The organism is Pseudomonas sp. QE6, assembly GCF_041379005.1.
GTDB lineage: Bacteria > Pseudomonadota > Gammaproteobacteria > Pseudomonadales > Pseudomonadaceae > Pseudomonas.
The window spans coordinates 6,033,103-6,055,521 of the sequence record NZ_CP166873.1 but is presented as its reverse complement, the minus strand read 5'-3'; the positions used below and the strand labels follow the sequence as shown (position 1 = coordinate 6,055,521).

The window sequence follows — 22,419 nt, the reverse complement described above, 5'->3', positions numbered from 1 at the left end:
GCAAGCGCTTGGCGCGGCGCGGGCCAGTGATGACGCCGTCTCTGGCCCGCGCGACTGTCTAGTCAGGGCCTTACTGAGAGAAATCACACTTTCGAGCGATCAAGGTGTGTAACGCCGCCGATATAGTCGCCGCTACTCATAACAAAAATCACATGGAGTAGCGTCGATGAAAACCATGCAACATATCTGGCGACTGGCGCGGTTGCCGCTGGCCGTCAGCCTGGCTTCCTCGCTGGCGACCCCCGCTTCCGCCGTCAGCTTCAACATCGGGGAAATCGAAGGTTCGTTCGACTCGTCGCTGTCCGTGGGGGCCAGCTGGTCGACGGAGAACCCGAACAAGAACCTCATCGGCGTAAACAACGGCGGCAAGGGCCTGTCCCAGACCTCCGACGACGGCCACCTGAACTACAAGGCCGGCAAGACCTTCTCGAAAATCTTCAAGGGCATCCACGACCTCGAGCTGAAATACCAGGACACCGGCGTATTCCTGCGCGGCAAGTACTGGTACGACTTCGAGCAGAAGGACGAGGACACCGAGTTCAAGCCGCTCAGCGATCACAATCGCAAGGAAGCCGCCCAGGCCTCCGGCGCCGAACTGCTCGACGCATTCATCTACCACAACTACACCATCGCCGAACTGCCGGGCACCGTGCGCCTGGGCAAGCAGGTGGTGAACTGGGGTGAAAGCACCTTCATCCAGAACGGCATCAGCGTGATCAACCCGTTCGACGTGACCGCCTTCCGCCGTCCGGGCTCCGAGATCAAGGAAGCCCTGGTGCCGGTGAACATGTTCTACCTGTCGCAGAACCTCACCGACAACCTCTCCGCCGAAGGCTTCTACCAGCTGGAGTGGGACCAGACGGTGGTCGACAACTGCGGCACCTTCTTCTCCCAGCCGGACGTCGTCGCCGATGGCTGTACCCAGAACCTGGCGGTGCTGACCAACAACAAGACCTCGATCAACACCCTGAACGCCCTGCTCGGCCCGAGCCTGGCGCTGACCCCCTCGCCGTGGGACGAAGGCATCGTGGTCAAGCGTGGGCCGGACCGCGACGCCCGCGACAGCGGCCAGTACGGCCTGTCGCTGAAGTATTTCGCCGACAGCCTGAACACCGAGTTCGGCGGTTACTACATGAACTATCACAGCCGCCTGCCGATCTTCAGCGGCCGTGGCGCCGATACCGCCAAGGTGGCGCAGATCAACCAGCTGATCACCAACATCGCCGCCATCAGCCCGTCCCTGGCGGCCCAGGCCGGTGCGGCGGCCATGGCCGGCAACTCCAGCTATTTCATCGAATATCCGGAAGACATCCACCTGTACGGCCTGAGCTTCTCCACCACGCTGCCCACCGGCACCGCCTGGCAGGGTGAGATCAGCTACCGCCCGAACGCTCCGGTACAACTGAACACCACCGATATCCTGTATTCCGGCCTGGACCCGGTGGCCATCGGCGGCAACCACGTCTACAACAACGCCTCGGTGCTCAACGGCAACGCCGGTGAAGACCTGCACGGCTACCGCCGCAAGGAAATCACCCAGCTGCAGACCACCTTCACCCACTTCTTCGACCAGGTCATGGGCGCCGAGCGTCTGACCCTGGTGGGCGAGGTCGGCTGGACCCACGTCGGCGGCCTGGAAAGCCAGAGCAAGGCGCGCTATGGCCGTGACCCGGTGTTCGGCCCCGGCCCGCTGGCCGGTTCCCTCAACGGCCGTCCGACCTGCGAGGCGCTGAACGCCTCCACCCTGGGTACCACCAACGCCAACAACGTCAGCCGCAACTGCGAAAGCGACGGCTTCACCACCGCCGATTCCTGGGGCTACCGCGCCCGCGCCATCTGGGACTACAACGACGTGTTCGCCGGCGTGAACCTCAAGCCGAACGTGGCCTGGTCCCATGACGTGGACGGCTACTCCCCCGGCCCTGGCGGCAACTTCGAGGAAGGCCGCAAGGCGGTCAGCCTGGGTGTCGACGCCGACTACCTGAACACCTATACCGCGAGCCTGGCCTACACCACCTACTTCGACGGCAAGTACAGCACCGTCGATGACCGCGACTTCGTCAGCCTCAGCTTCGGGGTGAACTTCTAAACCGGCCGTTCAACCGGTATCCGGCCCGCACACGCGGCGGGCCACCCGCCGGTCGGTCGAACCGGCCGGCGGTGCAGCAGATACAACCCGCGACCCGTCCCGCAAGGGGCGGCCACCGCGGTGGGCACAGACTCAACGAGGACGATAAACGCATGAGAACAACAAAGATCCTGCTGCACACCGGCGCGCTGGCACTCAGCCTGCTCGCCTCCCAGGTGATGGCGGCCGTCTCCGCCGATGAAGCGGCCAAGCTCGGCACCACCCTGACCCCGATGGGCGCGGAAAAGGCCGGCAACGCCGACGGCAGCATCCCGGCCTGGACCGGCGGCCTGCCCAAGAACGCCGGCACCGCCGACAGCAAGGGCTTCCTCTCCGACCCGTTCGCCAGCGAGAAGCCGCTGTTCACCATCACCGCGCAGAACATGGACCAGTACAAGGACAAGCTGACCCCCGGCCAGCAGGCCATGTTCAAGCGCTACCCCGACACCTACAAGATGCCGGTGTACCCCTCGCACCGCACTGCCAGCGTACCGGACAGTGTGCTGGCGGCGACCAAGAAGAACGCCACCACCACCACCCTGGTGCAGGGCGGCAACGGCCTGCAGAACTTCCAGACCGCCAACCCCTTCCCGATTCCGAAGGATGGCCTGGAAGTCATCTGGAACCACATCACCCGTTACCGCGGCGGCCACGTGCGCCGTCTGGTGACCCAGGCCACCCCGCAGGTGAACGGCTCCTACTCGCTGGTGTACTTCCAGGACGAGTTCGTCTTCCGCACCGACCTGAAGGACTATGACGCCAGCAAGCCGAGCAACGTGCTGTTCTACTTCAAGCAGCGCGTGACCGCTCCGGCGCGCCTGGCCGGCAACGTGCTGCTGGTGCACGAGACCTTGGACCAGGTGAAGGAACCGCGCCTAGCCTGGCTCTACAACGCCGGCCAGCGTCGCGTACGCCGTGCCCCGCAGGTGTCCTACGACGGTCCTGGTACCGCCGCCGACGGCCTGCGTACCTCCGACAACCTGGACATGTACAACGGCGCGCCGGACCGCTACGACTGGAAGCTGGTGGGCAAGCAGGAGCTGTACATCCCGTACAACAACTACAAGCTCGATGATCCGAAGCTCAAGTACGCCGACATCATCAAGCCCGGCCACCTGAACCAGGACCTGACCCGCTACGAGCTGCACCGCGTGTGGCACGTGACCGCCACCCTGAAGCCGGGCGAGCGCCACATCTATGCCAAGCGTGACTTCTACATCGACGAGGACACCTGGCAGGCCGTGGAGATCGACCACTACGACGGTCGCGGCACCCTGTGGCGCGTGGCCGAGGCCTTCAACCAGTACTACTACAACTACCAGGTACCGTGGTACACCGCCGAAACCCTGTATGACCTGCTGTCCGGTCGCTACCTGGTGCTGGGTCTGAAGAACGAGGAGAAATCCGCCTACGACTTCAACTACAGCGCTTCGGAAAGCGACTTCACCCCGGCAGCGCTGCGCCAGGAAGGCGTTCGCTGATCCCCCGATCCCCACGGGTGGTTCCGCGGTGAGAAAAGACCGGCCTTCGGGCCGGTTTTTTTATGGGCGATCATCCAGCGGATGAATGGGGATGCGGAATGTCGGAAGGCTTCTGGTCATCTTGTGGGCAACGGTAACAAAATCGGCTTCAAATACCGCTCGCGAGCGGCTAGGCTCCGTCCACATAGAAACAAGAGCTAGAGCAAGAGCCAGGCTGATGACCGACTTCTCGACTCTGCCACGACTGACCGAGGTTCCCACCAGCACAGGGGGCAGCCGTTTTTTCCGGCCGCCGCTGCCGCATGGCCACGTCTCGCGCTCGCGGCTGTGCGAGCGCATGGCGTCCGGGCTGGAGGGACGGCTGATTCTGGTGTCTGCGCCGGCGGGGTTCGGCAAGAGCTCACTGGCCATCGAGTTCTGTCAGACGCTGGAAAGCCAATGGCGCAGTCTGTGGCTGGGGCTCAGTGCCAGGGACAGTGATCCGGGGCGTTTCCTCGAACGCCTGCTGGAAGGCTTGCGCCTGCACTTTCCCATGCTGGGCGAGGAGGCGCTGGGCATCCTGAAGATGCGTCAGCGGCACCAGCCGTTCGCCTTCGAAGCCTGGCTCGACGACCTGCTCGACGAACTGGTGGACTGCCTGTCCGTCGAGCGCCCGCTGCTGCTGGTGCTCGACGACTACCACCTGGCCCAGGGCGCGGTGCTCGACCGCTGCCTGCAATTTCTCCTCAATCACCAGCCGCCCGGCCTGGTGCTGCTGGTCACCAGCCGCCAGCGTCCCGACTGGCACCTGGCCCGCCTGCGCCTGTCGCGGCACCTGCTGGAATTCAGCGAACAGGACCTGCGCCTGACCGCCGAGGAAACCGCGCGTCTGGTATCCGCCAACGGCGCGCAGCTGGACGACAGCGCCCTGGATAACCTGGTCGAGCGCAGCGAAGGCTGGATCGCCGGCCTGCGCCTGTGGCTGCTGGCCCACGGCGACGAACTGGCGGCGAAGGTGCCCGATCTTTCGGTGCACGGCGCCGAGGAGCTGATCCGCGATTACCTGCTGGAAGAAGTGATCGACAAGCAGCCGCCGGAGGTGCAGGTCTTCCTTTACCAGACCGCGCGCTTCGAACGCTTCTCCGCCGAACTTTGTGATTCCCTTCGCGACTCCCATGACAGCGCTTCGATCCTGCGTCATCTGCAGCAGCACCAGGTGTTCCTGGTGCCGTTGGACGAGCAGGGCCAGTGGTTCCGCTATCACCACCTGTTCTCCGACCTGTTGCTGGCGCGGCCGCTGCCCGGCTCCGGTCCTTCGGCGGCGGCGCTGCATCTGCGTGCGTGCCGCTGGTTCAGCACCCAGGGCTTGTTCGACGACGCCGTGGAGCAGGCCCTGCGCGCCGGTCACCCGGAAGTGGCGGCGAACCTGGTGCAGAGCCTGTCCGAGGAGCAACTGCTGGCCGAACAGAACGTCGCCACGCTGCTGCGCTGGAAGATGGACCTGCCCGACAGCCTGCTGGCCAGCACGCCGCGTCTGATCGTGCTGTACAGCTGGGCGCTGGCGCTGGCCTGCCAGCTGGACGCCGCCGAGGAACTGGCGCTGCAACTGTCGCGCTTCCTGCCGGCGGCCGACCCGGCCACCCAGCGCGACCTGATGGCCCAGTGGCAGGCGCTCGCGGGTGTCGTCGCCCGGGGCCGCGGTGATATCGCCACCGCCGAGCGACATTGCGAGGAGGCCCTGCAAGGGCTCGGGCCGGAGCGCTTCGGCCCGCGCCTGCTGTGCCTGTCGACCCTGAGCAACCTGGCCATTGTCCGCGACGACCTGTGGCGCGCCCGCAACCTGAACCGGGATGCCCTGGAGCTGGCGCAACGTTTCGGCAATCCGCTGTTCGAGGCCATGGTGCATTACGACCGCGCCCGCGTCCTGCAGGCGCGCGGCGAGGTGCTGCGCGCTGAAGAGGAGGTTCGCCAGGGCCTGGCGCGACTCTCCGGGCTGTCAAGCCAGCGCCGCTACGCCGTGCGCGGCCGGCTGATGCTCTATCAGGGCTATCTGCGCAGCCTCGCCCTGCAGCCGGACGAGGCGCGCAAGTGCCTCAAGGCCGGAATCGAGGAAGCGCGTGCCTGCCGGGACATCAGCCTGATCATCGGCTTCTGCGTGCTGGCCAGCCTGGAAGGGCGGCTGGGCAACTACACCCGCGCCTTCGCCCACCTGGCCGAGGTCGAGCGGATGATGCACGTGTGGGACGTGCCGCCGGTCTACTACCTGTCGGCCATCACCCTGATCAAATGCGAGCTCTGGCTCGGCCAGGGGCAGACCGAACTGGCGGCCGCCTGGCTGGAGCGCCTGCGCGACACCTACACCGGCGACGAACCGGCCACGCCGCCGGAGTGTTCGCCGCAGCTGCCGCGCCATGTGGAAATGCTCCAGTCCCAGTTGGAGCGCCGCGAAGGCCGCACGGCCGATGCCGAAGCGCGGCTGCGCGCCGTGGCCAGCGGCGCCCTGCAAGGCGGTGCGCAGTTGCAGGCGCGCTTCGCCCAGGGCCAGCTGGTCGCCTTGCTGCTGCAGGACGGTCGCGAGCGCGAGGCTTCCTTCGAGCTGGGCGAGTGCCTGGATGGCCTGGCCGTGGGCCTGCTGATCCCGTTGCATGAGGTGCTGCTGCAGCATCCGGAATGGCTGCGTGAGCAACTGGCCGTGCGGGCTTCCTCGCCGGCCATGGAGGCCCTGCGTGAACGTTTGCCGGCCCCGCCGGAGCGCTGCGCGGCGCTCACCGACTGCCTGAGTGGTCGCGAGCTGGCAGTGCTGGAACTGATTGCCCAGGGCTGCTCCAACCAGGAAATCAGCGATCGGCTGTTCATCTCCCTGCATACGGTCAAGAGCCACGCGCGGCACATCAACGACAAGCTCGGTGTGGAGCGCCGCACCCAGGCGGTGGCGCGGGCGAAGGAGATGGGGTTGTTGCGCTAGGGGGGATTCCGCTGCCCGTTGGTTCCCTCACCCCAGCCCTCCGGGAGAGGGCTGGGGCGAGGATGGCCAAAGCATGATTGGAGATGGAGCTTTCAGCTCGCTCCACCGGCTTCTTCGTGACTCGGGGCTTGCCCCGGCATCACATCACCCCTTTCTTCTTCTCCGGCTCCGCCGGCGCGCTCAAATCCAGCCCTTTCGGCACTGCCTGCCCCTTGGCTGGAGCGGCCAGCTGTTTCTGCACGTCATCCTGGATCGCCTGCAGCACCGGCAGCAGGTCGCGCATGTTCTCGCGCACCTCGGCATAGGCATGCTTCTGCGCCAGCTCGTCTACCCGCATCAGCAACTGCGCGCGGACTTCCGCCGGCAGGTGGATGAACAGTTCGGGCATCTGCTTGGACAGCTCGGCGCTATAGAGCACCAGGTCCTGGCGGTCGAACTGGGCGGTGAGGCCGAGGTAGTCCAGTGCGCTGCTGGTGAGCATCGAGGCGGCCGCCTTGGCTTCCTGCATGCCCTGCAGGCGCACCGGGTTGCGTTGCTCGTTCTGCGCCAGGGTCATCCAGAACTCCACCGTCAGGTTGAACAGGATCGCCTGTTCGCGCAACGAGTAGCTCATCAGGCCCAGCGCCTCGGCACCGTAGGGCTGCTTGGCGGCGCGGAAGTCGAAGTACAGGCGCATCAGCTCCTTGAGCTTGAACAGCACCTCGCGCGCCTCGTTCTGCCGCAGCTCCAGCGGGGCGTAGATGTTCAGCTGCGGGCGGAAGTTCTCCTCGCTGACCATGCGCTGGTAGATCGGCCCGGTGAACTCGCCGCTGCGTCGGGGCAGGCCATTGGCCTGGGTTTCGTCGATCTTCTTCAGCGCGTCGATCAGCAACTGATAGTCGGCGCTGGTCCAGGGGCGTTTGATGTCCGGGATCTTCTGCCCGAGGTAATACAGGTCGGCGCTGAAGGCGGGGCGGCAGAGAACCAGCAAAAGGATGGCCAGCGGCCAGAGCAGACGGCGTGGTAGGTTCGGCACGAACGGGCTTTCCTTGCGCGGGGAGCGGTCGGCCTAGGTTAGCGATGCCGAAGGTTGGCGTCATCCCGCGCCTTGGTTGGGTGATGCAGGGGAGGGGAGATGGAGTCGGCAGCGGTCAACGCGGTCTTCGAGGACCTCGGCGGTATCGGCGCGGTGGCGCGCCAGAGCGACGGGCCGCTGGTGGGGCATCTGCAACGGGCCAACATCCAGTTGGCGAGCATTTCGGTGTTCGTCGCCAAGGGGCTGGCCGATACCACGGTGAACGACCTGCTGGACGCCGCGAAGGTGTCGCGGCGCACCTTCTACAAGTACTTCCAGAGCAAGCTCGACGTGCTCGAAGGCATCTACCGCACGGCGGTGCAACTGCTCTTGATGCGCTTTCGCGAGATGCGCACCGACGCCGGCAGCACCGACGCCTGGCTGCGGGCGATGGTCGAGCGCTTCTTCGACTATCACCTGGCGGTGGGGCCGATCATCCGCCTGATGCACGAGGAAGCGCTGCGCACCGACTCGCCTCTCGCCGCCCATCGCGCCGAGGCGCACCGTGAGCTGCGGGCGTTGCTCGAAGAGCGCTTCCAGGGCGAAGGCGTGCGGCACGCGGCGCTGACCTACCAGGCGCTGATCTGGGCGCTGGAGGCCACTTCGCTGGAGCTGCTGGGCAAGGGCGGCGACATGCCGCTGGGCGAGGTGAAGCAGGTCATCGGTGACCTGCTGGTGACGACGCTCTGCTCACGCACTACCTAGGTTGGGCGCGGTGGAAAGTGGGTTGTGGTGTGATCCCGGTTCGAGAACAACAAGCACGGGAGTCACTCGTCCATGTCCGCCACCCTGTCTCTGCAACCGCCACTGGCCGAGGGCCTGGCTCGCTACGGCTTCGGCGCCCTGTCGCTGGCCGCGCTGAAGGACCGCTACGCCGCGCCGGAAACCGGCTCGCGCTTCATCAACGTCGACGGCTTCGACATCCATTACCGTGACGAAGGCAGCCGCGACAAGCCGGTGCTGGTGATGGTCCACGGCGTGATGGCGTCGCTGCACACCTGGGACGGCTGGGTCGCCGAACTGGCCGAGCACTTCCGCATCATCCGCCTCGACGTGCCGGGCTTCGGCCTTACCGGCGGCGGCCGCGATCGCGAATACAGCGGTGAGCGCCTGGTGAAGGTGTTCGGCATATTCCTCGACCGCCTGGACCTCAAGCACGTTTCCATCGCCGGCAACTCCCTGGGCGGCTACATCGCCTGGAACTATGCGCTGGCGCAGCCGCACCGGGTGGAGCGGCTGATCCTGATCGACCCGGCCGGCTACTACATGCAGAAGGTGCCGCTGATGATCGCCAGCGCCGTGTTGCCCGGCGCCGGCTTCCTGATGCCGATGTGGATGCCGCGCGCGCTGGTGGCCCAGGGCATCAAGGAGGTCTACGGCGATGCGCGCAGGATCAAGCCGGGTGTGATCGACCGCTACTACGACATCAGCCGCCGTCCGGGTAACCGCCGGGCGATGATCGATATCTTCCGCGTGCTGGTGAAGGCCAACCGCGAGGAGCTGACCGGCACCCCGACCCGCGTGGCGGGGCTCAAGGTGCCGACGATGCTGATGTGGGGCGAGCGTGACCGCTGGATCTCGCCGCGCCACGTGCCGATGTGGCAGCGCGACGTGCCGGGGATCGAGGTGAAGGTCTATCCGGGCGTGGGGCATATCCCGATGGAAGAGATTCCCCAGGAGTCGGCGGCGGATGCATTGCGTTTCCTGCATGCCTGAGCGCTGACCGCTCCATGAAAAAGCCCGGCCAAGTGCCGGGCTTTTGCTTTCCTAGAGCCCCTCACCCTAACCCTCTCCCGCAGGCGGGAGAGGGGACCGTTCGGTTTAGGAGGAAACCTTGGCGTAAGCCGGCACGGTCTGCCCCCTCTCCCTCCGGGAGAGGGCTGGGGTGAGGGGAAATGCCGGCACTGACTTTCCCGAAGAAGACAGTTGCTCCTAAAGGCGCGTCGCACCGGATCGTTTCGTAGGAGCGGATCTTATCCGCGAAACCGGCCGATAGGCCGGCATCTCGAAAACAACACCGCCCCGACAAGGCGGGGCGGCGGTTGCAGCGGCGAACAACTCAGCCCGCGTGTGCCAGCGGCTGCGGGTCGTACTCCCGGCGCACCTCGTGCAGCAGGTCGAGGTTGTTGTGTTGCCAGGGATGGAAGTCGGTCTTGAAGAAGTCCAGGTACTCGCGGACCAGCGGGCGGAACACGCCGTGCTTGCCCCAGCTCCACTTCAGCCCGTCGCGCCAGACCCGCCAGTTCCACAGCAGGCCGTCCTTGCGCAGCATATGGGTGAGGCCACGGAAGGTGTCGAGAACGAAAAAGAAGGTCGCCATGATCATCGCCCGGCGCAGCAGCTTGCGGCTGCCGCAGACCTGGTTGTAGACGTCGAAGGCCACCGCCTTGTGCTCGGTTTCTTCCAGCGCGTGCCAGCGCCACAGGCGTTGCATCACCGGGTCGGCGCCCTCCATCGTGCGCGGCTCGGTCAGCAGCCCGTTGGCCATGATCGCGGTGATGTGCTCCAGGGCGGCGGTGGCGGCCAGCTGGCGCCTGGCGGGGAATTTCTTCTGGGTGAAGCGGATGCGCGCCTGGGCCAGCTTCTCGATGCGCGTGATGTCGTAGCCCTGCTCGCGCAGACGCTGGCTGTATACCAGGTGCTCGCGACTGTGGTGACCTTCCTGACCGATGAAGCCACGGATCTGCTCCTTGAGCACCGGGTCGGTGATGTCCTCGCGGAACTGCCGCACCGAGTCTATGAAGAAGCGCTCGCCGTCGGGGAACAGCACCGACATCGCATCGAACAGATGGGACTTGAAGGCGTCCCCGCCATGCCAGTGGCGCGGCAGCGGATCGGGCAGATCGAAGTCCATATGCCGGGGCTTGATTTCCAGTCCCGCGGGGGTGGTGCTGGCCATGGCGGCTCCATTGTTGTGGTTGTCCATGGTCAGTACTGTGGGCTTGTGGGGAAAGCGTCACAAGGTTATTGTCTGCCAACTTTCCGGTCATATCCGGCCAGCGGTCGACACAAGAAAAACGATGAAACAACCGCTCAATTTCACCGCCGAACTGGTGCCCGTCGCCTATGCGCAGGCCCTGCTCGATCTTGCCGAGGAACTGGGCGTGCCCCGCGCGCGCCTGTTCGAGCTGGCCCGCGTGCGCCCCGAGGTGCTGCAAAGCCCCAATGGCCGCCTGTCTTTCGTCGACTTCCACCAGCTCTCCAGCGCGGCCCTGGCGCATTGTAATGAACCGGCCTTCGGCCTGTTGCTGGGACAGCGGCTGAACGTCTCCACCCATGGCATTCTCGGTTATGCGGTGCTCTCCAGCGCCAACCTCGAACGGGCCATCGGTTTCGCCCTGAAGTATTACCGGGTGCTTGGCCTGGCCTACGACCTGGAAATGGTGGAAGACGGCGGCGTTTCCTATCTGCGCGCCAGTGAGTCGATCCCGCTCGGGCCCACCAGCCGCTTCGCCGCCGAAGGTCTGATGACCAGCCTGCACACCATCGCCCGCTTCCTGGTCGGCGAGCCTCTGCAAGGCGTCAGCGTAGGGTTTGCTCACGCCGAGCCCGACTATGTCGAGCGCTATGCCGAGGTGTTTGGTTGCCAGGTGCTGTTCGACCAGCCGTTTCACTTCATCGGTCTGCCCAGCGAGTACCTGGCGCGGCCCATGGCCCTGGCCAACCCGGCCACCGTGCAGATGTGCGAGCAGCAGTGTGAGGCCCTGCTGGCCACGCTGGACGTGCAGGAGGGGCTGCTGACCCGCATCCGCCGCCTGCTGCTGGCGCGTCCCGGCGAGTTCCCCGACCTGGAGGCCGTGGCCGGCGAGCTGCACACCAGCGGCCGCAGCCTGCGTCGACATTTGTCGAACCTGGGCACCACCTACCAGGAAGTGCTCGACGACGTGCGCAAGCGCCTGGCCCTGCAGTACCTCACCACCACGCACCTGCCGCTCTACGAGATCGCGCTGCTGCTGGGCTTCAACGACCCGTCGAACTTCCGTCGTGCGTTCCGCAAGTGGACCGGCAAGCTGCCCACGGACTACCGTCGCGATACCTGACTCATGACTCGCCAGGGTAGGGTGGAATCGGCGAAAATGCCGGTCCGCCCAAGCCATCGAGTAAGCCTGTGATGAGTGAGCAGCCCGCGCTGATCCGCGAAACCTTCCCCGTCGGCCCGTTGCAGTGCAACTGCACCATCATCGGCGACCCGCTGACGAAGAAGGCCATCGTCGTCGATCCGGGCGGTGACCACGAACTCATCCTGCAGCGCCTCGACGCGCTGGGGCTGAAGGTGGTCAGCATCATCCACACCCACGCGCACCTCGATCACTTCCTCGCCTCCGGGCAGATGAAGGAGAAGACCGGCGCGACCCTGCACCTGCACAAGGACGACCAGTTCCTCTGGGACAACCTGGAGATGCAGTGCCGCATGTTCGGCGTGCCCTACACCCCGGTGCCGTCGCCGGACCAGTGGCTGGCGGATGACGAGGAACTGGCCTGCGGTTGCGGCGTGGCGCTGCACACGCCGGGGCATACGCCGGGCTCGATGAGCTTCTGGTTCCCCAAGGACAAGCTGCTGATCGCCGGCGACACCCTGTTCCGTCGCAGCATCGGCCGCACGGACCTGTGGGGCGGCGACTACGCCACTATCGAGCGCTCCATCCGCGGGCGCCTGTATTCGCTGGACGAAGAGGCCACCGTGGTGACCGGTCACGGCCCGGATACATGCCTGGGCGACGAGATGCGCGAGAACCCCTTCATTCGGGCCTGATGGCGCGCGTTAAGGAAAATTGAATCTTTTCGCTGTTGTATGATCTAACCAGCGCCCAATCGGGCGATTTCGTTATCCAGGAGTCTTCCTTCATGTTCACTGCACGTAGTCTGTCCATGGTTGCGGCTGCCACCGTCCTCGCTCTCATGGCCGGTTGCGCTTCCCAGAACCCCTATGATCCCAACACCCAGGCCCCGGCCGAGGGTGGCATGAGCAAGACCGCCAAGTACGGTGCCCTGGGCGCGCTGGCCGGCGCTGTCGCCGGTGCCGCGATCAACCACGACAACCGTGGCAAGGGCGCGATGATCGGCGCTGCCGCCATCGGTGCCGCCGCCGCCGGTTACGGCTACTACGCCGACAAGCAGGAAGCCAAGCTGCGCCAGCAGATGCAGGGCACCGGTGTCCAGGTCGAGCGCCAGGGCGATGACATCAAGCTGATCATGCCGGGCAACATCACCTTCGCCACCGACTCGGCGAACATCGCCCCGTCCTTCTACACTCCGCTGAACAACCTGGCCAACTCCTTCAAGGAGTTCAACCAGAACAGCATCGAGATCGTCGGCTACACCGACAGCACCGGCAGCCGCCAGCACAACATGGACCTGTCCCAGCGTCGTGCGCAGTCCGTGGCCGCCTACCTGACCTCCCAGGGCGTGGACTCCACCCGCGTGAGCACCCGCGGCATGGGCCCGGACCAGCCGATCGCGTCCAACGCCGACGCCAACGGCCGCGCGCAGAACCGCCGCGTCGAAGTGAACCTGAAGGCCCTGCCGGGCGCGCAGACTCAGCAGTACCAGCAGTAAGCGCCGCCCATGAAAAAGCCCGCCGATTGGCGGGCTTTTTCATGGGCGTCTTTTTTTGGGTAATTCGTGTCACGGTTGTACGCGCTACGTTCCTGGGTTGCACGTGGCACGGGGCTCGCTCCTACAAAAAACTCACGCTTTGGCAGCGGCCGGGAACTCGCGGTGCAGCTGCGCCAGTATCTGGTCCTTGCGCTCCCACAGCTGGTTCACCCACAGCTGGAACTCGGCGCGGTAACCCTCGTCCTGGTCATAGCTCTTGCCGACGAACTGGCGCGGAATCTCCAGCTCCTCGAAGCGCACCACCACTTCGCGCAGCTTGCCGGACAGCAGGCACCAGAAGGTCGGGCGGCCGTCGGGGTAGTGGATGGTGACGTTCACCAGGGTGCGCAGCTGCTCGCCCATGGCGTCGAGGACGAAGGCGATGCCGCCGGCCTTGGGCTTGAGCAGGTAGCGGAAGGGCGAGGCCTGCTCGTCATGCTTGTCCTGGGTGAAACGGGTGCCTTCGAGGAAGTTGAAGATCGACACCGGGATGCGGCTGAACTTGGCGCAGGCCTTGCGGGTGGTCTCCAGGTCCTTGCCTTTCTTCTCCGGGTGCTTGGCGAGATACGCCTTGGTGTAGCGCTTCATGAAGGGGAAATCGAGCGCCCACCAGCACAGGCCGATGATCGGAACCCAGATCAGCTCCTGCTTGAGGAAGAAGCGCAGCAGCGGCACGCGGCGGTTGAGCTGGTACTGCAGGACGAGGATGTCGACCCAGCTCTGGTGGTTGCTGGTGACCAGGTAGGAGTGTTCGTACTCCAGGCCTTCCAGGCCCTTGACGTCCCAGCGGGTGTCGCGGACCAGGTTCATCCAGCCCTTGTTGCAGCCGATCCAGCCTTCGGCGATCAGGCTCATGATCTTGCTGCAGACGCTTTGTGCGGCTGCGAACGGCAACAGGATCTTCACCAGGGTCATGCTGAACAGCAGGGTTGCCCAGCACAGCGTGCTGACGAACAGGATGAGGCTGGCGAGGATGCCGCGCAGGGTGGCAGGAAGAAAACTCAACATCGAGGAATGGTCCTTGTACGTGGGCGCCCGGTCCACCGGGCGCGTGAAGCGTTCTCGGGCACATCCTCGTGCCGTGGTTGTCAGCCGTCCCTGCCGCTGTCGGCCTGGATCGCGGTGAGCGCGATGGTGTAGACGATGTCGTCCACCAGCGCGCCGCGCGACAGGTCGTTCACCGGTTTGCGCAGCCCCTGCAGCATCGGCCCGATGCTGACGCAGTCGGCGCTGCGCTGGACCGCCTTGTAGGTGGTGTTCCCGGTGTTCAGGTCGGGGAACACGAACACGTTGGCGCGTCCGGCCACCGGGCTGTCGGGTGCCTTCTGGCGACCGACGCTGGCGATGGCGGCGGCATCATACTGCAAGGGGCCATCAATCAACAGATCGGGGCGTTTTTCCTGCGCGATGCGTGTGGCTTCGCGCACTTTCTCGACATCTGCGCCACTTCCGGAGTCGCCGGTGGAGTAGCTGATCATCGCCACCCGCGGCGTGATGCCAAAGGCTTGCGCGGAGTCGGCACTCTGCAGGGCGATCTCCGCCAGGTCACTGGCCGAAGGATCGGGATTCACCGCGCAGTCGCCATAGACCACCACCTGGTCGGGCAGCAGCATGAAGAACACCGAGGACACCAGGTTGTAGCCGGGCGCGGTCTTGATCAGCTGCAGCGCCGGGCGAATGGTGTTGGCGGTGGTGTGGATGGCGCCGGAGACCAGGCCGTCCACTTCGTCCAGGGCGAGCATCATGGTGCCCAGCACCGTGTTGTCTTCCAGCTGCTGCTCGGCCATCGGCGCGTTCAGGCTCTTGCCCTTGCGCAGTTCGACCATGGGCTCGACATAGCGGCTGCGCACCAGGTCCGGGTCGATGATCTCCAGGTCCTCGGGCAGCACGATGCCGAGCATCTGCGCCACCGCCTGCACGTCGTCGGGCTTGGCCAGCAGCACGCAGCGGGCGATGCCACGCGCATGGCAGATCGAGGCGGCCTGCACGGTGCGCGGTTCGCTGCCCTCGGGCAGGACGATGCGCTTGCCCGCGCGGTTGGCGCGCTGGGTCAACTGGTAGCGGAACACCGGCGGTGACAGGCGCAGCTCGTGGGGCGCGCCGCAGCGGTCCTTCAGCCACTCGAAGTCGATGTGTCCGGCGACGAATTCGGTGACGCGCTCGGCGCGCTCGCGGTCGTCCACCGGGATTTCCTTGTTCATCCGGGTGAGGTCGCCGGCGGTGTCGAAGGAGCCGGTCTTCACCGTCAGCACCGGCAGGCCGCTCTGCAGCGCGCTGCGGCACAGTTCCATGATCCGTGCGTCCGGCGTCAGCCCCGAGCACAGCAACAGGCCGGCCAGCGGCACGCCGTTCATGGCGGCCAGGCAGGCGGCGAGGATGATGTCGTCGCGGTCGCCCGGCACCACCACCAGCACGCCGGGCTTGAGCAGGTGCACTGTATTGGGCGCCGAGGGCGCGCAGAGGATGATCTTCTGCACGCGGCGTTGTTCGTAATCGCCGGCGTTGAGCACGCTGGCATCCAGCAGGTCGGCCACGTCGCGGGTGCGCGGGGCGTTCATCTCGTCCTGCCAGGGAATGCAGCCGAGCAGGCGCACGTCGCCGTCGCGCAGCAGCGGCGAGTGTTCCTTCAGGCGTTCGCCGAACAGGCGGGCGGCGGCCTCCGCGTCGCGCGGTGCGTCGTCGCTTTCGCCGCCGCGCACCTTGTTCACGATCAGTCCGGCCAGGTTCGGGTCGCGCGGGCCGCCGAACAGCTGGGCGAGGATTTCGATGCGGTCGGACAGTTCCTTCACCGTCTCGTTGTCCGGCGCCGACACCAGGATCACCTCGGCGTCCACGCTGCGCGCCAGGTGCCCGTTGATGCGCGCGGCGTAGCTGGCGTGCTTGGTCGGGACCATGCCCTCGACGATCATCACGTCCTTGCCTTCCGCCGCCTGGTTGAACATCCCGACGATCTCCTCCAGCAGCTCGTCGAGCATGCCGTCGCCGAGCATGCGCTCGACCTTGGCCAGCGACAGCGGAGTGGGGGCATTGAGACCGTGGGTGCGGGCGACCAGCTCGCTGGAGCGTTCCGGGCCATCGTCGCCTGCGTGGGGCTGGGCGATGGGCTTGAAGAAACCGACTTTCAGGCCGGCGCGTTGCAGGGCGCGGATCAGGCCCAGGCTGGTGGACGTCAGGCCGACACCGAAACCGGTCGGCGCGAGGAAGAAGGTGTGCATCCGGGCTCCTTAAGCCGTGCGGGAAAGGGCGCTGCCCTTGTGGGGCAGGCCCTGGAATCTTCAGTCGAGGACGGCCAGGGTGTCGAGTGCGATCTGCCGTTCCTCGTTGGTGGGGATCACCAGCACCCGGGGATGGCCGGGCAGGTGGATCGGCCCGCCGACGCCGCGCACGCAGCGGGCGTTGGCTTCGCCGTCGAGTTCGAGATTGAGTACATGCAGGTGCTTCACCGTGAGGTTGCGCACCAGGGCCGAGTTCTCGCCGATGCCGCCGGTGAAGATGATGCCGTCCAGGCGCGGCAGCGCACAGGTCAGCGAGGCGAGGGACTTGGCCAATCGGTAACAGAATACTTCGATGGCCAGCGCCGCGCCGGCGTGGCCCTGTTCGCGGGCGTGCTCCAGGGTGCGCATGTCGTTGGACAGCCCCGACAGGCCGAGCAGGCCGCTGTCGTGGTTGAGCATGTGGTCGATCTTCTCCAGGCTCCAGCCCAGGGTGCGGGCCAGGTGGCTGTGCAGGTTCGGGTCGACGTCGCCCGAGCGGGTGCCCATCATCAGGCCTTCCAGCGGAGTCAGGCCCATGCTGGTGTCGCGGCTCTGGCCGTTGGCGATGGCGCAGGTCGAGCTGCCGTTGCCCAGGTGCGCCGACAGCCAGTTGCTGTCGCCCACCGCCAGCCCGCTCATTTCCGCGGCCATGTGGCTGACGTAGCGGTGGCTGGTGCCGTGGAAGCCGTAGCGGCGCACGTGCTGCTCGCGGTACAGCGGCTCGGGGATGGCGTAGCGGTAGGCGCGCTCGGGCAGGCTCTGGTGGAAGGCGGTGTCGAACACGGCGATGTGCGGCAGGTTCGGGTAGAGCGCCATGGCGGCGTCGATGCCCAGCAGGTTGGCCGGGTTGTGCAGCGGCGCGAGCGGCGAGGTTTCGCGGATCGCGCCCAGGACTTCGTCATCCAGCCGCGAGGCCTGGGTGAAGCGTTCGCCGCCGTGCACCACGCGGTGGCCGATGGCGTGCAGCTCGCCCTGGGCGGCCTCGTTCACCAGCGGCAGCAGGCGGGCGAGGGCGGCCTGGTGGTCGCCGCCGGGGAGTTCCAGGGTCTGCGGCTGCGCGTCACCCTCGCCCTGCCAGCGCAGGCTGGCGCCGGTGGAGCCGAGGCGTTCGGCCAGGCCGTGGAGGATGAAGTCGTCGCGCCCCTCTCGAACCAGGGCGAATTTGATCGAAGAACTACCGCAGTTGATCACCAGGATGTTGCGTGCCGGCATGCCTACTCCTTGTCGCTGTTCTGTTCCTTGGCGCACCAGCCGCAGGGGAAGAGCCGGCCGATCTGCGCTTGACGTTGCTGCGGGTCCAGCACCCAGGGCCGGGATTGCCAGGGTGGCTGGTGCCGCAGGTGCTGGGTATGGCCGCAGGACAAGACTGCCACCCAGTACCCGTCTTCATCCTGATGAAAGTCAAGCAGGCGCGGGGCGTCCGCGTTGTCCCGTCCGTCCGTCTTCGGGTCGCATTCGGGGGCGTCGCAGCGTAAACTTGCGCGCTCAACTTCTATATCAGAAAGGTTTCGCACCATGCAGATCGCGGCCAACAAGGCGGTTTCCATCGACTATACCCTGACCAACGACGCAGGTGAGGTCATCGACAGCTCCGCCGGCGGCGCTCCGCTGGTCTACCTGCACGGTGCCCACAACATCATCGCCGGCCTGGAAAAGGCCCTGGAAGGCAAGCAGGTTGGCGACGAGCTGGACGTCACCATCGAGCCGGCCGACGCCTACGGCGAGTACAGCGCCGAACTGGTTGCCACCCTGACCCGTGAAATGTTCGAAGGCGTGGACGAGCTGGAAGTCGGCATGCAGTTCCACGCTTCCGCTCCGGACGGCGGCATGCAGATCGTCACCATCCGCGACATCGACGGCGACGACGTGACCGTCGACGGCAACCACCCGCTGGCCGGCCAGCGCCTGAACTTCAAGGTGAAGGTGGTCAACGTGCGTGACGCTTCCGCCGAAGAAGTCGCCCACGGCCACATCCACGGCGAAGGTGGTCACCACCACTGATCGTTTTCACCGGTCGGATATGACCGGGTGAAGCCATCATTGAGCTGCTAAGCTCATCTGGGAAAGGCGCCTTCGGGCGCCTTTCTCATGCAGCCTTTCTAGTGCAACAAGGCCAGGGCATTTTTTCCCGTATCGATTGGGATGGCGCAGAGCGACGGACCCGCTGTCCGCCCCTGCGCGGGCACGCTGTGCCTACCTCTTCAAGGAGTAAGCAATGAGCGCTTTTCACGGTCTGACGCTGCAAGGGCTCGACGGCCAGGATCTGCCGCTGGCCCCGCTCAAGGGCAAGGTCGTGCTGGTGGTCAACGTCGCCTCGAAGTGCGGCCTGACTCCGCAGTACGCCGGTCTGGAGAATCTCTACCAGCAATACAAGGATCAGGGTTTCGTGGTGCTCGGCCTGCCGTGCAACCAGTTCGCCGGGCAGGAGCCTGGCAGCGAAGCCGAGATCCAGTCGTTCTGTTCGCTGAACTACGGGGTCAGTTTCCCGATGTCCTCCAAGCTGGACGTCAACGGTTCGGAACGCCATCCGCTGTACCGGCTGCTGGCCGGTGAGGGCGCCGAGTTCCCCGGCGACATCACCTGGAACTTCGAAAAGTTCCTGCTCGCCCCGGACGGCCGCGTGCTGGCGCGATTCAGTCCGCGCACCGCGCCGGACGATCCCGCGCTGGTGCATGCCATCGAGAAGGCGCTGGGCGCCTGATCCTTCCGGCGGGAGAGGGCGCTTGCGCCAATCCCGCCGGCATTTCTCCCACTCGACTTGTTCCGCGCCGAGCGTGGCGGCTTAATCGGGCGACCTGCCCGAGGAGTCCGTCATGAGCCGTTTCGCCGCCGAATCATCCTGCCTGCCCGCAACCCCCGATGCGTTGCGCGCGCTGATCGAACAGCGCCGCGCGGTGCGGCGCTTCCTCGATGAACCGGTGCCGGACGTCGTGCTGCGCGATTGCCTGGAGCAGGCGGTGCTCGCGCCCAACGCCTGCAACCTGCAGCCATGGAGTTTCCAGGTGATCCGCGATGTCGAGCTGCGCCGCAAGCTGGTGCCGGTGTGCCTGGGGCAGAACGCGGCGCGCACGGCGCCGGTGCTGATCGCCGTGCTGGCGCGCCCGGATACCTGGCGCGAGTCCTGCGCGGCGATCCTCGACCAGTGGCCGGAGCCGCAGGTGCCGGAGAAGGTGCGGGACTTCTACCAGCGCACCGCGCCCTTCCAGTACAACCAGGGAACATTCGGCCTGCGCGGGCTGTTCAAGCGCACCCTCTATGCGTTCGTCGGCCTGCGCCGTGCGCTGATGCGCCAGCCCAACAGCCACGCGGAGATGCGCCTGTGGGCGGTGAAGTCCACCGCGCTGGCGGCGCAGAACCTGATGCTCGCCCTGCAGAGCCACGGCCTCGCCAGTTGCCCGATGGAGGGCTTCGACGAAGTGCGACTGCGCAAGGTGCTGGATATTCCCCGCCGCGCCGTGCCGATCATGCTGCTGGCGGTGGGGCGCGCCGCCGACAATGGCGTCTACAACGCGCGCCTGCGCTTCCCGCTGGAGCAGCGCGTCAGCTGGCACTGACTTCGTCGGGGCGGGTCAGCACGCCCATGCGACCGCCACCGAACGACCAGTCGTCCGCCTCGCTGCTGGTGATCTGTACCATCACGTCCTCGCTGGCGATCCCCAGCCTTTCGCCCAGCAGCGCGTTCAGGTGCCGGTAGAACGCCTGTTTGGTCTGCGCGTCGCGGGGGCGGCCGATGGTGATGGCGATCAGTACGAAGTCATCGCTGCGTGGCCCGCCGAGGTAACCACGGTCGTAGACGAATTCCTCGGGTTCATGCTGGTGGATCATCACGAACTGGTCGTGCGCCGGCACGTTGAAGGCTTCGTGCATGGCGTCGTAGACGGTATCGGCCAGCTCGCGCAGGTACTGCGGTTGCTTGCCTTTGCGCAGGGAGATGCGAACGGTGGGCATGGTGTCACTCCTCGTCGAGACGGTTGAGAGCGGAAGCGGCCGTGGGCCAGCCGCTGTAGAAAGCCAGGTGGGTGATCAGTTCGACCAGCTCCTCGCGGGTCAAGCCGTTGTCGCGGGCCAGTTGGAGATGGAACGACAACTGCTCCAGTCGCCCCTGCGCGACCAGCGCGGCGACGGTCGCCAGACTGCGCTCGCGCGGGCTCAGCTGCGGGCGCTGCCAGATATCGCCGAACAGCACGTCCTCGGTGATCTGCGCCAGTTTCGGCGCCTGGCGCCGCAGGGCGGGGGAAACCCGGGGTGGAAAAGACATTGTGCTGTTCCTCTTCTGTGGCTTGACGGAATCAGGCTAGCGCGGCAGGTTTGTTCGGAAAATCGGGAAATATTTGATCGATGGTTCGATTAATTGGGATGGTTGCCATGGCCCGCATCAACTTCGACCTGGACGTACTGCGCACCTTCGTCACCGGTATCGAGCAAGGCAGCTTCGCCCGCGCGGCGGATCGCCTGGGGCGCTCCACATCCGCCGTCAGCGCGCAGCTGAAGAAGCTGGAGGAGCAGGCCGGCACGCCGGTACTGCGCCGTGAAGGCCGCGGCATGGCGCTGACCGAGGCGGGCGAGACCCTGCTGGCCTATGCCCGCCGCCTGCTGGAATTGAACGACGAAGCGGCCGGCGCCCTGCGCGGCGGCACGCTGGAGGGCCGGGTGCGTCTGGGCCTGCAGGAAGACTTCGGTGAAACCCTGCTGCCCGCCGTACTGGCCCGCTTCGCCCGCGCCCATCCCAAGGTGCGTATCGAGGTGCGCACGACGCGCAACCGGCAACTGATCGAAGGCGTGCGCAACGGCGAGCTGGACCTGGTGCTGGCCTGGGAAACCGGCGAGCGCACGGCGCATATGGAACGCATCGGCGCCGTGCCGCAATGCTGGATCGGCGCGCCCGGCAGCCTGCCCGTGCCCGGTGCGGAACCGCTACCCCTGGTCATGCTGGAGGCCCCGTGCCTGCTGCGCAGCGCGGCGACGGAGGCGCTGGACCGCGCCGGCATCGCCTGGCGTGTGGCGTTCACCAGCGCCGGGCTGTCCGGTATCTGGGCGGCGGTGGCGGCCGGGTTGGGGGTTGGCCTGCGTACGCCCATCGGCTTGCCGGCCAGTGTCGAGCGGCTCGACCCTGAACGCGCTGGGCTGCCGGTCATGGCGCCGCTGGGGCTGTGCCTGCATAGCGGCGAGGCCGAGCCCGAAGCGGTGGTGGCGCGCCTGCGTGAACTGCTCTGCGAAGGCGTTGCCGAGCTGCTGGATAGTCCGGACTTTCGCTGATCCGCTTCTGAGGGAAAATCACCGCGATCAATGATGCTGGGAAAAGCGAGACGACCGGTCATATTCTCGCTCCCCATGAACAGCATCCGACTCGACAAACGCGACCTGATCCTCGCCAAGGGCTCCCTGGCGATGACCCGTTGCGGCTACCACGGCACCGGCGTGCAGGACATCGTCCAGGCCGCCGGCATCCCCAAGGGCTCCTTCTATCACTACTTCGAGAGCAAGGAAGACTTCGCCCTGCAGGCCCTGGAGCACCTCTACGCGCCGCGCCTGGCCCGCTACGCCGAAGCCCTCGGCAACCCGGCGCTGGGCCCGCGTGCGCGCATCCTCACCTATTACCGCGAACTGCTGGCGCACTTCGCCCGCCAGGAAAAGCTTGAATACCACTGCCTCATCGGCAGCCTGAGCTATGAGATGGCCGAGCTGTCGCCGGCCATCGCCGAGCGCATCGACGGCATCCTGCAGCAGTCCATCGATACCCTGCGCGGCTGCCTCGCCGAGGCCCAGCGCGCCGGTGAGTTGCCGGCCGCGGAGAACGTCGAGCACCTGGCTGAGTTCGTCGGCAATGCCTGGCAGGGTGTGCTGGCGCGGCTGAAGGTCAGCGCCTCGCTCAAACCCGTGGAACGTTTCATCGAACGCCTGGAGTACCTGCTTCAGACCTGATCTGCCTGAGTCATCCCAACCCTTCAAAGCCCTTCATAAAA

At 66.1% G+C, this 22,419-nt stretch carries 21 protein-coding genes; 13 read left to right on the top strand and 8 right to left on the bottom strand.

What is annotated here, in order from left to right; translation table 11 throughout:
- Positions 1 to 166: 166 nt before the first annotated feature.
- The 3 genes from ACAW63_RS27640 (at position 167) to ACAW63_RS27630 (ending at position 6,553) form a co-directional block, all read left to right on the top strand.
- On the top strand, positions 167 to 2,089 hold the full coding sequence (locus tag ACAW63_RS27640) for a DUF1302 domain-containing protein (RefSeq protein ID WP_371230678.1): 1,923 nt from the start codon (positions 167 to 169) through the stop codon (positions 2,087 to 2,089).
- A 152-nt stretch (positions 2,090 to 2,241) separates the two neighbouring features.
- Positions 2,242 to 3,609, top strand: coding sequence for a DUF1329 domain-containing protein (locus ACAW63_RS27635; RefSeq protein WP_371230677.1), 1,368 nt, complete (start codon positions 2,242 to 2,244; stop codon positions 3,607 to 3,609).
- Positions 3,610 to 3,826: 217 nt separating this feature from the next.
- A complete protein-coding gene (locus tag ACAW63_RS27630; RefSeq protein ID WP_371230675.1) occupies positions 3,827 to 6,553 on the top strand; it encodes a LuxR C-terminal-related transcriptional regulator in 2,727 nt (908 codons plus the stop codon).
- Positions 6,554 to 6,692: 139 nt separating this feature from the next.
- Here the strand turns inward: ACAW63_RS27630 and ACAW63_RS27625 are convergent, their stop codons facing one another.
- Positions 6,693 to 7,568 (bottom strand): hypothetical protein, encoded by an 876-nt coding sequence (locus tag ACAW63_RS27625; RefSeq protein ID WP_371230673.1) that lies wholly within the window; start codon positions 7,566 to 7,568, stop codon positions 6,693 to 6,695.
- A 99-nt stretch (positions 7,569 to 7,667) separates the two neighbouring features.
- On the opposite strand from ACAW63_RS27625, the gene ACAW63_RS27620 reads away from it, so the two are divergent.
- Together ACAW63_RS27620 and ACAW63_RS27615 are read left to right on the top strand one after the other, a co-directional pair.
- Positions 7,668 to 8,312: a TetR/AcrR family transcriptional regulator gene (locus ACAW63_RS27620; RefSeq protein ID WP_371230671.1), complete on the top strand. Its 645-nt coding sequence runs from the start codon at positions 7,668 to 7,670 to the stop codon at positions 8,310 to 8,312.
- A gap of 72 nt (positions 8,313 to 8,384) precedes the next feature.
- Positions 8,385 to 9,323, top strand: coding sequence for an alpha/beta fold hydrolase (locus tag ACAW63_RS27615; protein ID WP_371230669.1), 939 nt, complete (start codon positions 8,385 to 8,387; stop codon positions 9,321 to 9,323).
- A 343-nt stretch (positions 9,324 to 9,666) separates the two neighbouring features.
- On the opposite strand, the gene ACAW63_RS27610 is transcribed toward ACAW63_RS27615, so the two are convergent.
- Positions 9,667 to 10,506 (bottom strand): metal-dependent hydrolase, encoded by an 840-nt coding sequence (locus ACAW63_RS27610; protein ID WP_371230668.1) that lies wholly within the window; start codon positions 10,504 to 10,506, stop codon positions 9,667 to 9,669.
- Between the two features lie 121 nt (positions 10,507 to 10,627).
- On the opposite strand from ACAW63_RS27610, the gene ACAW63_RS27605 reads away from it, so the two are divergent.
- From ACAW63_RS27605 to ACAW63_RS27595, 3 genes are all read left to right on the top strand, one after another.
- The gene (locus tag ACAW63_RS27605) at positions 10,628 to 11,647 is read left to right on the top strand and encodes an AraC family transcriptional regulator (RefSeq protein WP_371230666.1); all 1,020 of its coding nucleotides are present in this window, start codon (positions 10,628 to 10,630) and stop codon (positions 11,645 to 11,647) included.
- A 71-nt stretch (positions 11,648 to 11,718) separates the two neighbouring features.
- Positions 11,719 to 12,360, top strand: coding sequence for an MBL fold metallo-hydrolase (locus tag ACAW63_RS27600; RefSeq protein ID WP_371230664.1), 642 nt, complete (start codon positions 11,719 to 11,721; stop codon positions 12,358 to 12,360).
- A gap of 92 nt (positions 12,361 to 12,452) precedes the next feature.
- The gene (locus ACAW63_RS27595) at positions 12,453 to 13,163 is read left to right on the top strand and encodes an OmpA family protein (protein WP_275608519.1); all 711 of its coding nucleotides are present in this window, start codon (positions 12,453 to 12,455) and stop codon (positions 13,161 to 13,163) included.
- A gap of 132 nt (positions 13,164 to 13,295) precedes the next feature.
- Here the strand turns inward: ACAW63_RS27595 and ACAW63_RS27590 are convergent, their stop codons facing one another.
- The 4 genes from ACAW63_RS27590 to ACAW63_RS27575 all read right to left on the bottom strand — a co-directional run bounded on the left by ACAW63_RS27590 (position 13,296) and on the right by ACAW63_RS27575 (position 18,003).
- Positions 13,296 to 14,210 carry an acyltransferase gene (locus tag ACAW63_RS27590; protein ID WP_371230662.1) on the bottom strand — a complete coding sequence of 305 codons (915 nt, stop codon included), beginning with the start codon at positions 14,208 to 14,210 and terminating at the stop codon, positions 13,296 to 13,298.
- 80 nt (positions 14,211 to 14,290) lie between these two features.
- Positions 14,291 to 16,417, bottom strand: coding sequence for a phosphate acetyltransferase (gene pta / locus ACAW63_RS27585; protein ID WP_371230660.1), 2,127 nt, complete (start codon positions 16,415 to 16,417; stop codon positions 14,291 to 14,293).
- 60 nt (positions 16,418 to 16,477) lie between these two features.
- Positions 16,478 to 17,668, bottom strand: a complete 1,191-nt coding sequence (locus ACAW63_RS27580; RefSeq protein ID WP_371230659.1) for an acetate kinase — start codon at positions 17,666 to 17,668, stop codon at positions 16,478 to 16,480.
- Between the two features lie 2 nt (positions 17,669 to 17,670).
- Positions 17,671 to 18,003 carry a DUF3565 domain-containing protein gene (locus tag ACAW63_RS27575; protein WP_243806424.1) on the bottom strand — a complete coding sequence of 111 codons (333 nt, stop codon included), beginning with the start codon at positions 18,001 to 18,003 and terminating at the stop codon, positions 17,671 to 17,673.
- On the opposite strand from ACAW63_RS27575, the gene ACAW63_RS27570 reads away from it, so the two are divergent.
- The 3 genes from ACAW63_RS27570 (at position 17,972) to ACAW63_RS27560 (ending at position 20,010) form a co-directional block, all read left to right on the top strand.
- Complete coding sequence (locus tag ACAW63_RS27570) at positions 17,972 to 18,457, top strand: peptidylprolyl isomerase (RefSeq protein ID WP_275608515.1); 486 nt, start codon at positions 17,972 to 17,974, stop codon at positions 18,455 to 18,457. The genes ACAW63_RS27575 and ACAW63_RS27570 overlap by 32 nt on opposite strands.
- Before the next feature lie 214 nt (positions 18,458 to 18,671).
- Positions 18,672 to 19,157, top strand: a complete 486-nt coding sequence (locus tag ACAW63_RS27565) for a glutathione peroxidase (protein ID WP_331319233.1) — start codon at positions 18,672 to 18,674, stop codon at positions 19,155 to 19,157.
- A 112-nt stretch (positions 19,158 to 19,269) separates the two neighbouring features.
- Positions 19,270 to 20,010 carry a nitroreductase family protein gene (locus ACAW63_RS27560; protein ID WP_371230656.1) on the top strand — a complete coding sequence of 247 codons (741 nt, stop codon included), beginning with the start codon at positions 19,270 to 19,272 and terminating at the stop codon, positions 20,008 to 20,010.
- Here the strand turns inward: ACAW63_RS27560 and ACAW63_RS27555 are convergent.
- Complete coding sequence (locus ACAW63_RS27555) at positions 19,997 to 20,404, bottom strand: tautomerase family protein (RefSeq protein ID WP_371230654.1); 408 nt, start codon at positions 20,402 to 20,404, stop codon at positions 19,997 to 19,999. The two genes, ACAW63_RS27560 and ACAW63_RS27555, sit on opposite strands and share 14 nt — an antisense overlap.
- A 4-nt stretch (positions 20,405 to 20,408) precedes the next feature.
- Positions 20,409 to 20,714 carry a carboxymuconolactone decarboxylase family protein gene (locus ACAW63_RS27550; protein ID WP_371230652.1) on the bottom strand — a complete coding sequence of 102 codons (306 nt, stop codon included), beginning with the start codon at positions 20,712 to 20,714 and terminating at the stop codon, positions 20,409 to 20,411.
- Between the two features lie 107 nt (positions 20,715 to 20,821).
- Between ACAW63_RS27550 and ACAW63_RS27545 the strand changes: the two genes are divergently transcribed.
- Together ACAW63_RS27545 and ACAW63_RS27540 are read left to right on the top strand one after the other, a co-directional pair.
- On the top strand, positions 20,822 to 21,712 hold the full coding sequence (locus ACAW63_RS27545) for a LysR substrate-binding domain-containing protein (protein ID WP_371230651.1): 891 nt from the start codon (positions 20,822 to 20,824) through the stop codon (positions 21,710 to 21,712).
- A gap of 75 nt (positions 21,713 to 21,787) precedes the next feature.
- Positions 21,788 to 22,378, top strand: a complete 591-nt coding sequence (locus ACAW63_RS27540; protein ID WP_371230649.1) for a TetR/AcrR family transcriptional regulator — start codon at positions 21,788 to 21,790, stop codon at positions 22,376 to 22,378.
- Positions 22,379 to 22,419 lie beyond the last annotated feature (41 nt).

Bases quoted from the DNA above. Each gene is read 5' to 3' on its own strand.
- ACAW63_RS27575 (WP_243806424.1), bottom strand. From the start codon at position 18,003: ATGGAAACCGCCTTGTTGGCCGCGATCTGCATGGTGCGAAACCTTTCT.
- ACAW63_RS27580 (WP_371230659.1), bottom strand. From the start codon at position 17,668: ATGCCGGCACGCAACATCCTGGTGATCAACTGCGGTAGTTCTTCGATC.
- ACAW63_RS27615 (WP_371230669.1), top strand. From the start codon at position 8,385: ATGTCCGCCACCCTGTCTCTGCAACCGCCACTGGCCGAGGGCCTGGCT.
- ACAW63_RS27560 (WP_371230656.1), top strand. From the start codon at position 19,270: ATGAGCCGTTTCGCCGCCGAATCATCCTGCCTGCCCGCAACCCCCGAT.
- ACAW63_RS27630 (WP_371230675.1), top strand. From the start codon at position 3,827: ATGACCGACTTCTCGACTCTGCCACGACTGACCGAGGTTCCCACCAGC.
- ACAW63_RS27550 (WP_371230652.1), bottom strand. From the start codon at position 20,714: ATGTCTTTTCCACCCCGGGTTTCCCCCGCCCTGCGGCGCCAGGCGCCG.
- ACAW63_RS27570 (WP_275608515.1), top strand. From the start codon at position 17,972: ATGCAGATCGCGGCCAACAAGGCGGTTTCCATCGACTATACCCTGACC.
- ACAW63_RS27610 (WP_371230668.1), bottom strand. From the start codon at position 10,506: ATGGCCAGCACCACCCCCGCGGGACTGGAAATCAAGCCCCGGCATATG.
- ACAW63_RS27595 (WP_275608519.1), top strand. From the start codon at position 12,453: ATGTTCACTGCACGTAGTCTGTCCATGGTTGCGGCTGCCACCGTCCTC.
- ACAW63_RS27605 (WP_371230666.1), top strand. From the start codon at position 10,628: ATGAAACAACCGCTCAATTTCACCGCCGAACTGGTGCCCGTCGCCTAT.
- ACAW63_RS27640 (WP_371230678.1), top strand. From the start codon at position 167: ATGAAAACCATGCAACATATCTGGCGACTGGCGCGGTTGCCGCTGGCC.
- ACAW63_RS27635 (WP_371230677.1), top strand. From the start codon at position 2,242: ATGAGAACAACAAAGATCCTGCTGCACACCGGCGCGCTGGCACTCAGC.
- ACAW63_RS27600 (WP_371230664.1), top strand. From the start codon at position 11,719: ATGAGTGAGCAGCCCGCGCTGATCCGCGAAACCTTCCCCGTCGGCCCG.
- ACAW63_RS27590 (WP_371230662.1), bottom strand. From the start codon at position 14,210: ATGTTGAGTTTTCTTCCTGCCACCCTGCGCGGCATCCTCGCCAGCCTC.
- ACAW63_RS27565 (WP_331319233.1), top strand. From the start codon at position 18,672: ATGAGCGCTTTTCACGGTCTGACGCTGCAAGGGCTCGACGGCCAGGAT.
- ACAW63_RS27540 (WP_371230649.1), top strand. From the start codon at position 21,788: ATGAACAGCATCCGACTCGACAAACGCGACCTGATCCTCGCCAAGGGC.
- pta (WP_371230660.1), bottom strand. From the start codon at position 16,417: ATGCACACCTTCTTCCTCGCGCCGACCGGTTTCGGTGTCGGCCTGACG.
- ACAW63_RS27620 (WP_371230671.1), top strand. From the start codon at position 7,668: ATGGAGTCGGCAGCGGTCAACGCGGTCTTCGAGGACCTCGGCGGTATC.
- ACAW63_RS27545 (WP_371230651.1), top strand. From the start codon at position 20,822: ATGGCCCGCATCAACTTCGACCTGGACGTACTGCGCACCTTCGTCACC.
- ACAW63_RS27555 (WP_371230654.1), bottom strand. From the start codon at position 20,404: ATGCCCACCGTTCGCATCTCCCTGCGCAAAGGCAAGCAACCGCAGTAC.